This window comes from bacterium, from assembly GCA_019912885.1.
Lineage (GTDB): Bacteria > Lernaellota > Lernaellaia > JACKCT01 > JACKCT01 > JAIOHV01.
The window spans coordinates 22,269-33,154 of the sequence record JAIOHV010000109.1; the positions used below are offsets into that span (position 1 = coordinate 22,269).

General features: G+C 62.0%; 8 protein-coding genes. 6 read left to right on the top strand and 2 right to left on the bottom strand.

The features are described from left to right. The first annotated feature begins 132 nt into the window (after window positions 1-132). The 3 genes from K8I61_09360 (at window position 133) to metG (ending at window position 5,389) form a co-directional block, all read left to right on the top strand. Entirely contained in the window at window positions 133-1,413 is a 1,281-nt protein-coding gene (locus K8I61_09360; GenBank protein MBZ0272234.1) for a hypothetical protein, read from the top strand. Between the two features lie 32 nt (window positions 1,414-1,445). Beyond that, window positions 1,446-2,804 (top strand): hypothetical protein, encoded by a 1,359-nt coding sequence (locus tag K8I61_09365; GenBank protein ID MBZ0272235.1) that lies wholly within the window; start codon window positions 1,446-1,448, stop codon window positions 2,802-2,804. Window positions 2,805-3,238: 434 nt separating this feature from the next. Then, window positions 3,239-5,389 carry a methionine--tRNA ligase gene (gene metG, locus K8I61_09370; protein MBZ0272236.1) on the top strand — a complete coding sequence of 717 codons (2,151 nt, stop codon included), beginning with the start codon at window positions 3,239-3,241 and terminating at the stop codon, window positions 5,387-5,389. A gap of 94 nt (window positions 5,390-5,483) precedes the next feature. On the opposite strand, the gene K8I61_09375 is transcribed toward metG, so the two are convergent. Both K8I61_09375 and trkA read right to left on the bottom strand, forming a co-directional pair. Further along, entirely contained in the window at window positions 5,484-6,926 is a 1,443-nt protein-coding gene (locus K8I61_09375) for a TrkH family potassium uptake protein (protein MBZ0272237.1), read from the bottom strand. Beyond that, a complete protein-coding gene (trkA, locus tag K8I61_09380; protein MBZ0272238.1) occupies window positions 6,926-8,287 on the bottom strand; it encodes a Trk system potassium transporter TrkA in 1,362 nt (453 codons plus the stop codon). The genes K8I61_09375 and trkA overlap by 1 nt, the downstream gene beginning before the upstream one ends. Window positions 8,288-8,669: 382 nt before the next feature. Between trkA and K8I61_09385 the strand changes: the two genes are divergently transcribed. The 3 genes from K8I61_09385 to nusB all read left to right on the top strand — a co-directional run. Further along, the gene (locus K8I61_09385) at window positions 8,670-9,872 is read left to right on the top strand and encodes a bifunctional 3,4-dihydroxy-2-butanone-4-phosphate synthase/GTP cyclohydrolase II (GenBank protein MBZ0272239.1); all 1,203 of its coding nucleotides are present in this window, start codon (window positions 8,670-8,672) and stop codon (window positions 9,870-9,872) included. Between the two features lie 19 nt (window positions 9,873-9,891). Further along, window positions 9,892-10,368: a 6,7-dimethyl-8-ribityllumazine synthase gene (gene ribE / locus K8I61_09390; protein MBZ0272240.1), complete on the top strand. Its 477-nt coding sequence runs from the start codon at window positions 9,892-9,894 to the stop codon at window positions 10,366-10,368. Further along, a partial coding sequence (gene nusB / locus K8I61_09395; GenBank protein MBZ0272241.1) for a transcription antitermination factor NusB occupies window positions 10,368-10,886 on the top strand: 519 nt, incomplete at its 3' end. The genes ribE and nusB, both read left to right, overlap by 1 nt.

Sequence of the window (10,886 nt, forward strand, 5' to 3'; positions counted from 1 at the left end):
GCGCGCGCCACGACTTGCGCCATAGCGCATGGCGCTCGCAAATGCCTTGACAGCCGCAAATGGAAAGGAGCAAATTTCTTTTGGAACTCCAACGATGCCGTCTCGTAAAATCCAATCGGGGGGAGGTGTCCGATGTTTCGACGGTCGGCACTGGCAATTCTCGTCGTGGCGTTCGTTTGTTCCGTCGACGTTGTTTTTGCGGCTGCGCATTTCCGCGTCGGTCGCGGCGGGTTGTTCAACCAAGCGATGCGAGACATGACGAACGGCATCCGCTTTAACGGCTCGACGCGGGACCATCTCATGGGCACGGAGCAGATGACAGAAATTTTCATCGACCACTACGACTTCTATCATCAAGGCGATCAGAGCACTGGCCCCATTCGGCGTTACAACATCGCCGACGCAGCGGGCTGCGATCCAAAGTTCACGTACTTTGACTACTGGATCATGACGCAGGAGGCGCAAGAAATACCGCTGCTCGCCTACGTCTATCACCCGGCGATGGCCGTGCATACGAGCCGCTCGCTCGTGTCGGGCGGCGAGGATTCAGCCCACGACATCGGCGAAATATTTTATTGGCAGGCAGCCCTCGAGTACTTGGTGTTCGGCGGGATGATCGAGCTTGGCTATGACAACGTGCCCATTGACATCCTGGCGTACGCCGATCCATCGATACCGCTACCAGATATGGACGAAGATGGGAAATCGTATCAACTTGGATGGGCACGCTGCTACGATGATTCCGAACACGATCAGGCCCCAAATTCCAATCCCAATTGTGACGGTGTTGGGAAGCACACAGCCGCTAACAGCACCGAGCGGACTTTCGGAGATCCGGAGAAGGAAAAATTCCTGCGCATGCTCGCCGCGACAAGGAGCTATCGAATTTGGGATTTTCTCGCTTTCGGAGACGTGCGCAAGCCGGGAACGTTTTCCTTCGGCGGCTCACCACCGATATATACACCGTTCGACTACAATCACTATAATGAACGTCCGCGACCGCTAATGGTTGCGTGCGACGGTTCATATTGTCTGGACGATCTATGCATTGAACCGTGCTCAGACGGTGACTGTTCGTTTAACGGCGGTGCTTTCGCGGGTGATCGGATCATTCACGCGTCGTGGAAAGTCCATCCCAAACCGTTATTCCAAAAGCCGCAAGTGCTCTACGCAATAGCCAATATCTACGACCAAGCCGTCAGTCTAAACTACAACGTGAATATCAGCACAGAATATGGGGCGACGACCGGTTACGCCTGCGCGATTACGTTGAACCCAAATTCCGCGACATATGCCGATTGGCCCGGGACTTCACTCGGGACTGTCGTCTCGTCGCGGACGTTTAGCAACCTGTCGGTTCCGAGTCACAACGTGTTGCTAATTCGAATCGCGCCGACAAACCTTTGCCCATAATGGACCTTGAGCGCCTGCTCCGAATCGTTTGTATGACAGCGCTCTGCTGCGTGGCTGCTTTGCCCTTTGCTTCGTGCGACTGCGGATCGACAGACGGGAACGGCGGGGGTGATGACGATACGGCAGCAGTGGACGATGATACACATGGCGATCAAGACGACGATGACGACGCGAATGATGATTTGGACGACGACACTTGGCCGGACGACGATTTCGATGACGACACCATCGACGATGACACCGATGACGGCGAGAACGACGACGATTCGGGCGATGACGACACGTGGCCCCATTCCGACCTTTGCTACTGGAACACCGATCTGCCGCCTGACGACGCCTACGAGTGGAAGGTCACGGAGATCAGCGATAAAGACGACGTACTCGGCAGCCGGGCGCTCGCATTTGATAACCAAGGCCCTGTCGTTTTCTTCGTTAAATGGGACGTTCAGCTTGAAACGACGATCGGCTACTTCTCTCGTCTGAAGCAAGGTGGCTCGTGGGAACTGACACGTTTTTCCAATCCTGATTACCAGGGAATAGCATCGATGGGCGTTGCGAAATCGCCTACAGGAGAGATTGCCTTGACGATTGCCGGACTCGGATGGAGTCCAGACGGGTTGTCGGTATGTCGCTTTGAAGGCGAAACTGTGGGCAACTGCATCGGGGTGTGGGACGGTGTACGTTGGCCTATTTTCAGTGGTTTCACCCCAGACGGCCGCTACACCGCGCTCGCGCGAGATCCATCGGATATCGTCGCAGTGTACCTGGAACAGCTTCCGAGCGGCATATGGGCCTGGTCGATGGTCCCAACGCTGCCTTTTACCGTCATGCACTCTTTCGCCATGGGTTCCGATGGAATTGGGCACACAACTTATCCCGACGGGGCATGGGAGCAACGTGGCATCACCCATGCCTTCGGTGGCCCGTGGCAGGTATGGCAGACGGAGGTCGTGTACGTCGCCGGTGATTCTGTCGGCTCCTCGTTCGCGGTGTCCAGGCAAAACGACATGATTGCCGAGGTCAATCACAATAACGCGATACTCTTCATCGCCCGCGACGACCTCGGTCAATGGGTTTCGGAACCGCTTACGGGTCCCGGGCCACAAAGCAGCTACTGGGTCGGTCGAGTGGCTTTCGATTCGGAAACTCGCCCCATGGCCACGTACCAGGTTAAAGGATGGAGCGACCCGAATAACTGGAGTTACCTCTGCTGGGCACGGAAGGAAGCAGGGGGATGGCGTAAGGAGGAAGTCTTCGGTGTGCGTGTGGGTTACGTCTACGATATGGCCACGGACACAGACGGAAATATTGGAATTCTTTTTTACTTTTGGGACGATACTGAAGAAAAGAGTAAACTTGCATTTGCCTTCCGAACCGCTCTGACTCGTTGAATTCAAAAAACGATCAGTTCATTTGCGCGAAGGTTTTCGGTGGCGCGGATCGTTCGGATCTGTCTGCGTGATGGCGCCAATTTGGATGGGTCTGTTGGGCTCCGGCCGCTAGGCCCGCGCCCGAATCGCTTCGGCTCTCCCACGAAACGCAGCCTGCCGATCGGGGAGCGTGATACGGGCGACGGCGGTGAGCGGAACTGTGTGGACGAGGCGTCGAGGCGGGGGAGAACGCTTTCCTTTTCCGCGCTTGCGGTCGGGACAGGCTTATTTCGTCGCGGGGTAATCGTCGCGGCCCGCGATGAAAAGCGGCCCCTTTTCCGGGGGCTCCGTTTGTTTATGATGGCACGCCGCGCGTCACGGCGTGAACCGGCGCTACACGCCGGTCACGGGGTGATGCGCGGCACACGCCTTTCCGGCGTCTTCCGGAGTTTTCGATGTCCCGCGAAAAAATCCTCGTCACGAGCGCGCTGCCGTACGCGAACGGCGCGATCCATTTCGGCCACATCGCCGGGGCGTACCTGCCGGCGGACATCTTCGTGCGTCACAAGCGGATGTGCGGGGCGGACGTCGTCTACATCTGCGGCACGGACGACCACGGCGTGGCGATCACCGTCAGCGCCCGGCAGGCGGGGGTAAGCCCCGCGGATCACGTCGCGAAGTACCATGAGGTCATCCGGCGTACGTTTGACCGTGCAAACATCCGCTTCGACAACTTCTCGGCGACGAGCCGCCCGATCCACCACGACGTTTCGCGCGAGTTTTTCCTCGATATCGAAAAGGCCGGATACATCGAGCCGCGCACGACGCGGCAGCTTTATTGCGAGACGGACGACATGTTCCTGGCCGACCGCTACGTCACCGGCACGTGCCCGCACTGCGGGTTCGCAAACGCGCGCGGCGACGAATGCGGAAGCTGCGGGCGCTGGCTCGATCCGCTGGAGCTTGCCGACCCGCGCTGCAAGATCTGCGGCACGGCGCCGGTCGTCCGCGAAACGAAGAACTGGTATCTGCTGCTCGACAAGATTCAGCCCAAGCTCGATGCGTGGCTCTCGGAAAAGACGGCGTGGAAGGACAACGTCGTCAACTTCGTGCGCGGCTGGCTCGACAAGGGCCTGGAGGCGCGGGCGATCACGCGCGACATGGACTGGGGCATCCCCGTGCCGCTTCCGGGGGCGGAGGGGAAGGTGCTCTACGTGTGGTTCGACGCGCCGATCGGCTACATCTCGAGCACGATGGAGTGGGCGCAAAACCTCGGCGCGCCCGAACGCTGGAAAGACTACTGGCACGCGCCCGACACGCGGCTCGTGCACTTTATCGGCAAGGACAACATCCCGTTCCACTGCATCGTCTTTCCGGCGATGTGCATGGCGAAAAACGTGGTGCGAAAGGAGCCGATCGTGCTCGCCGCGGACGTGCCCGCCAACGAATTCTACAACCTGGAAGGCCGGCAGTTCTCCAAGAGCGACGGCTGGTATATCGACCTGGACGATTTCTTCTCGAAATATTCGGCGGACGCGCTTCGCTACACGTTGTGCGCCAACATGCCGGAGCGGCGCGACGCCGAGTTCACGTGGCACGATTTCCTTTTGCGCAACAACTCGGAGCTGGCGGACATCTTCGGCAATCTCGCCAACCGCGTGGCGCGATTTCTGGAGCGGAACTTCGACGGGCGCATCCCCGACGCAGGCGGACTCGACGACGACGACGCACGCATCATCGGCCTGTCCGAGACGCTACCCGACCGCGTGGCGAATTTCATCGACACGTTCGAGTTCCGCAAGGCGCTGTTCGAATGGATCGAGCTGGCGCGCGAAGGCAACCGCTATTTCGACGCGCGCGCTCCGTGGACGACGGTGAAGACCGACAAGGCCGCCTGCGGACGGCATCTGCACGTGTGCCTGCGCCTGCTCCGGTCGCTGGCCGTGTGCGGGTTCCCGTTCTTGCCCGATCTCGCGGCGCGCCTGTGGACGATGCTCGGCGAGATGACCGAGCTTGAAAAGGCGAACTGGTTCGAGGCGCCGCGCGAGGCGCTCGAAGCGGGCAAAAAGCTCGGGGAGCCGGTCATTCTGGTCGCCAAGATCGAGCCCGCGCAGATCGAGGGGGAGGTCGAAAAGCTCAAGGCGTTCGCCGCGGACGCCGCGAAGAAAGCGAAGCCGCCGGCCGATACCGGTAAGCAGCAGCCGAAACCGCGTGACGAAAAAAAGGAGGCGAGGGTGGATTCGGAGAAACCCGAAGATACCGGCGCGGTCGAATACGCGCCGCTGAAAGAGCGCGTCAAATACGAGGACTTCGCGAAGCTCGATTTCCGCACGGCGCGGATTTTGACGGCCGAGCGCGTGCAAAAGAGCAAGAAGCTCGTGCGCCTGTCAATCGATCTGGGATTCGAGACGCGGCAGATCGTCGCGGGCATCGCGCAGCACTTCGAGCCGGACGAACTTGTCGGGCGGTCGATCGTCGTCGTCGCGAACCTCGAACCGGCGACGATCATGGGCGTGGAGTCAAACGGCATGCTGCTCGCCGCGCGGATGGGCGACGGGCTGGTGTTGTTGACGGCGGATTCGGCGCCGGGGGCGGCGATTTCCTGATATTCACCGCAAAGGCGCGAAGAAATCGCAAAGACGCAAAGTCATTCAAATATCTTTGCGTTCTTTGCGCGTCCTTGGCGCCTTTGCGGTGAAATCATCGCTTCCAGAACTCCGGCGAAAACAGCACGAGCACGGTGTAGATCTCGAGGCGTCCGAGCAGCATGCAAAGACAGAGCACCCATTTGCCGAACGCGGGGATGTGACCGAAGTTGTCGGTCGCTCCGACCGTACCGAACCCCGGGCCGATGTTGCCCATGCTGGCGAGCACGCTTGTCAGCGCCGAGACGATATCGAGGCCAAGAATGCCCATCACGATCGTCGCGCCGAACGTCACCAACAGGTAGAGAAACGCGTAGCTCCAGATCGAACGAAGAATGCCGCCGGGTATCGCCGTTCCCCCGTATTTCGGCGGGCGCAGCGCGTGCGGGTGCAAAAGGAAAAACATCTCGTTGTAGATCATTTTCACCATCATCAGATGGCGCATGACCTTGATGCCGCCGGCGGTCGAACCCGTGCTACCGCCGACGAACATCAACACGAAAAGGACGACGACCGCGGCCGCGGGCCACAACTCGAAGTCTGCTGTCGCGAAGCCCGTGCAGGTCAGGATCGTCGTGACCTGAAACGCGGCATCGCGAAGGGCGATCCCGATCGTGGACGTACCCGAGAAAAACAGCGCGATCGCGACCGCCAGCGTCGCGACGGCGAAGATGCCGAAATAGACGCGAAGCTCCTCGTCCTTGATGGCCTTACGGAAACGTCTGGCCAGTATTGCGTAGTGCAGCGCGAAGTTCATGCCGCCAAGCAACATGAAGACGGTTATGACGATGTGAATGTAGCTGCTGTCGTACGCCCCGACGCTCGCGTTGCGCGTCGAGAATCCGCCGGTGGATAGCGTTGCGAACGCATGGCAGGTCGCGTCAAACCAGTCCATGCCGCCGAACATGAGCAGAACCGTTTCGACCGCCGTCAGGCCGACGTAAACCAGCCATAGCGTTCGCGCGGTTTCCGCGACCCGGGGACGGACTTTCGTCTCCGGCGTCTTCGCCTCCGCGCGGAAAAGCTGCAAACCTCCGACGCCGACCAGCGGCAGGATCGCGACGGACAAAACGATGATGCCCATGCCTCCGATCCAGTGGGAGAACGCTCGCCAGAAAAGAATGCTGCGCGGCAACGCTTCGATGTCCGCGAAGATCGTCGAACCGGTCGTGGTGAATCCGGAGACCGATTCAAAAAACGCGTCGTGAACGTTGTCGACCACGCCGGTGGCCACGAACGGCGCGGCGCCGATGATGCCCGCGAGAAACCACGCGCCGGCGACGATGAACAGCGCCTCGCGGATGTTGATCTCCTCGTGCATCGATCGAGTCGGAAACCATGCGAGAAAACCGAGGATCGAAAATACGGAGACGCACAGCAGGAACGCGGGCGCGGCGCCGTCGTCGTACCCGAGTGCGACGGCCGCGGGGACGAGCATCGTCAGCGCGATCGCGAGGGTGAAGATGCCGAGGATGCCGGTGACGAAACGCCAGCGCATCAGAAGAACGCGACTCCGACGGCGAACAGCTTTTCGACCTTCTTCATCGCCTTTTTCGTCGTGAAGACAAGAAGCTGATCGCCCGGGCGCACCTGATCCTCGCCGGAGGGAATGATGACCTCGCCTTCGCGAACCAGCGCGCCGAGGATCGCGCCCTTGGGGAATTCGAGGTCGCGAATGCGCGCCATCGTGACCGGCGCGGTTTCCATCGCCAGAAATTCCAGCACCTCGGCGTCGGGACCGAGCACCGCCGCACCGAGGATTTTTCCCTTGCGCACCATGCCGAGCACGGTGTTGACCGCCGCGACGTTCTTGGAGACGAGAGCGGTGATGCCGATCGAACCGACCACACTCGCGTACCCGCGCCGCTCGATCAGCGCGATCACGCGCGGCACGCCTTCGCGCGAAGCGATCATCGCCGCGAGGATGTTGTCCTCGTCCTGCGGCGTCGCGGCGATGAACGCGGAGGAGTCCTCGACGTTCTCCTCGCGCAGAAGCGCGATGTCGATGCCGTGCCCGTGGATGACCATCGTCCGCGAAAGCTCCTGCGCCAGGGTCTCGGCCGTCGCGCGATCCTCCTCGATGAGCTTGCAGGGGATGTCCCGCGTCTCGAGCATCTTCGCCAGGTGATAGCCGACCGACGTTCCGCCGACGATCATGACGCGCCTCAGGCGGCTGAACGCCTTGCCGACGAGCTGCGTCATCTTTTCCATGTTCTCGTCGTCGACGATCAGCCAGATGAAATCGCCCTCGCGGATCGCGTCGTCGCCGCGCGGGATCACGACGTGCGTTCCCCGGTCGATCGCCACGATCAGCGCCCGGCGCAGCTCGAAATCCTGCGCGAGCGAGGAGAGCGTACGGTTCATGATCGGCGCGCCCGGCTGCACGCGAAAGCCGGTCAGGCGCACCTTGCGGTCGGCGAAATAGCGCACGGCGTCCGCCGTCGGCGCGTCGAGCAGATCCATCACGCCGCGCGCCGCCTCGACATCCAGGTTGATGACGAGATCCACGCCGAGCCGTCCGGCGCCGGTCTTTTCGAGGTGCGCGATATACTCCTCGTTACGCAGCCGCGCGAGGCGCTCCACGGACGGATTCAGCGCGGCGGCGATGGCGCACGCAACGAGGTTCGTTTCGTCGGAGTTCGTGACGGAGACGAATATCGTGGCGTCGTCAATGCCGGCCTCGGTCAGAAGCCGCGGCGAGGCGCCGTGGCCGGTCAGCACGGAGATGTCGAGCTCGTCGCGCGCCTTCTGGCTGCGCGCTTCGTCCTGCTCGATCATGACGACATCGATTTTTTCCTCGGCGAGATGCCGCGCGATGGTGAATCCCACCTCGCCGCCGCCGATGACGATCACGCGCATGCCGGCCCCAGTTCATTCGTGCGGGGTTTGTGCGCGTGGAGCGTACAACTCCGCGCGCGGTCAATCAACGTTAATAGGGAATCGCGAATTGGGAATTGGGAATGCCGTCGCAAGCTCGCCGGCGCCTCGGCGAAACCGGTATCGGGTGAGTTTTTTTAAGCGCGAATACGCGTCGCCGTGTTTCGGTCTTGCATTCCCATTTCGCAATTCCCCATTCCCAATTCCCCGTTGTTCTTGCTTGATTTTTGGCCGACCGGGTACTATAAACCGACAGCCTTCTCGGGCCCGTATCGCGCCCGGAACGGCATTGGGGAAAAGCCCGCAATGGGCGCCGCCGCAAGTTCCCACAAGGTCCGCAACGCGTCGAAAGGGTGCGTTTGACATGCCGTTTTGCACGATCCCCGAAGCGATCGAAGCCGTTCGCGCCGGCCGGATGATCATTCTGGTCGACGACGAGGATCGCGAGAACGAAGGCGATCTGTGCCTGGCCGCCGAGAAGACGACCCCCGAAGCCATCAACTTCATGACGCGTTACGGGCGCGGCCTCGTGTGCCTGCCGTTGCCCGACGAGATCGCCGACCGGCTGCATCTGCCGCCGATGGTCGCGCGCAACACGAGCCGGCTCGGCACGAACTTCACGGTCAGCATCGAGGCGCGCACGGGCGTGACGACGGGCATCAGCGCGCACGACCGCGCGCGGACGATCCAGGTCGCGGTGGCCGACGGCGCCACGGCGGACGACCTTGTGCGTCCGGGCCACATCTTCCCGCTGCGCGCGCGCGACGGCGGCGTCATGGTCCGCCCCGGGCAAACGGAGGGATCCGTCGATCTCATGCGCATGGCGGGCCTAAAGCCGATGGCCGTCATTTGCGAGGTGATGAACGACGATGGCACCATGTCGCGCCTGCCGCAGCTCGAGGCGCTCTCGCGCGAGCACGACATGCCGATCTGCTCCATCGCGGATATCGTCGCGTACCGCCTGGCGACCGAGCGGTTTGTCGATCCCGTCGCCGAGGCCCGGCTGCCGACGGAGTTCGGCGAATATCGCGCGGTGATCTTCCAGAGCCGGCTCGACGGCCAGGAGCACGCCGCGCTCATCAAGGGCGACGTCACGGGCGGCGAGCCGATCCTCGCGCGCATCCATTCCTCGTGCCTGACGGGGGACGTGTTCCACAGCCGGCGTTGCGACTGCGGCGGGCAGCTTCAGCAGGCGATGGCGCTCATCGAGGAAGAAGGCAAGGGCGTCATCGTGTATCTGAATCAGGAAGGGCGCGGGATCGGCCTCACGGCGAAAATCCGCGCCTACGCGCTTCAGGACGAGGGCCTGGACACGGTGGAGGCCAACGAACGGCTGGGTTACAAAGCCGACCTTCGCGACTACGGTGTCGGCGCGCAGATTTTACGCTACCTTGGCGTGCACCGCGTGCGGCTTCTGACGAACAATCCCCACAAGGTGCGGGGACTGGCGACGGCCGGCATCGAGCTGGCCGAGCGCGTGCCGCTCGAGGTGGATCCGACGGAGATGAACCGCGGCTACCTCGCGGTCAAGGCAAAAAAGCTCGGGCACATCCTGAGCAAGATCTGACAAGGGCAAGGGGCATTTCATGGCGAGCGTCTTCGAGGGACAACTGACGGCCGGCGGGCTTGCGTTCGGCATCGTCGTTTCCCGGTTCAACGCCTTCATCACGCAGCGCCTCCTGGAAGGCGCGCTCGACACGATCCGCCGCCACGGCGGCAGCGACAAGAATGTCGACGTCGCGTGGGCGCCGGGCGCGTTCGAGATCCCCGCGGTCGCGCGATTGATGGTGGAATCGAAAAAGTACGACGCGGTCATCACGCTCGGCGCGGTGATCCGCGGCGGCACCCCGCACTTTGACTACGTGTGCGCGGAGGCGGCCAAGGGCATCGGGCATCTCGCGTATGACGCGCCGATTCCCGTCGCGTTCGGCATCCTCACGTGTGATACCGTGGAGCAGGCGATCGAGCGCGCGGGTTCAAAGGCGGGCAACAAGGGCGCGGAGGCGGCGCTCGCGGCGATCGAGATGGCCAACCTCTACAAGAACCTGAAGGGCGCGAAATAATGGGCAACCGGCACAAAGCCCGCGAATTCGCGCTACAGATGCTCTACGCGATCGACGTCTCGGAGAGCGCGCCCGATCTTGTCGTGCCGCTGTTCTGGGAAACGCTGACGTGCCCGGACGAGGTTCGCCGGTTTGCCAACGAGCTCGTCAACGGCGTGGATCACAACCTCGACCGCATCGACGAGATCATCGCGCGCTACTCGGAGCACTGGGCGATCGACCGCATGACGAGCGTCGATCGCAACATCCTGCGCATGGCGGTGTTCGAGCTTTTGCACCTGACGGAAATCCCGCACAGCGTGACGATCAACGAGGCGGTGGAGATCGGAAAGAAGTTCGGCTCCGAGGACTCGGGCGCGTTCGTCAACGGCATCCTCGACAAGATCGCGCGCGAGATCCGAAACGGCGGCGGCGTCGCGAACGGCCACGCCAACGGCGAAGCGGACCCCGGCGCAACGAAGCCCAACGGCGGATTCCGCGCGCGCTTCGCCCGCGGGCGCCGGGCGTCGGCCTCGGAA

Excerpts from the sequence above, each read along its gene's own strand:
- ribE (MBZ0272240.1), top strand. The coding sequence starts at position 9,892 with ATGGCGAGCGTCTTCGAGGGACAACTGACGGCCGGCGGGCTTGCGTTC.
- K8I61_09360 (MBZ0272234.1), top strand. The coding sequence starts at position 133 with ATGTTTCGACGGTCGGCACTGGCAATTCTCGTCGTGGCGTTCGTTTGT.
- metG (MBZ0272236.1), top strand. The coding sequence starts at position 3,239 with ATGTCCCGCGAAAAAATCCTCGTCACGAGCGCGCTGCCGTACGCGAAC.
- K8I61_09375 (MBZ0272237.1), bottom strand. The coding sequence starts at position 6,926 with ATGCGCTGGCGTTTCGTCACCGGCATCCTCGGCATCTTCACCCTCGCG.
- K8I61_09365 (MBZ0272235.1), top strand. The coding sequence starts at position 1,446 with ATGACAGCGCTCTGCTGCGTGGCTGCTTTGCCCTTTGCTTCGTGCGAC.
- K8I61_09385 (MBZ0272239.1), top strand. The coding sequence starts at position 8,670 with ATGCCGTTTTGCACGATCCCCGAAGCGATCGAAGCCGTTCGCGCCGGC.
- trkA (MBZ0272238.1), bottom strand. The coding sequence starts at position 8,287 with ATGCGCGTGATCGTCATCGGCGGCGGCGAGGTGGGATTCACCATCGCG.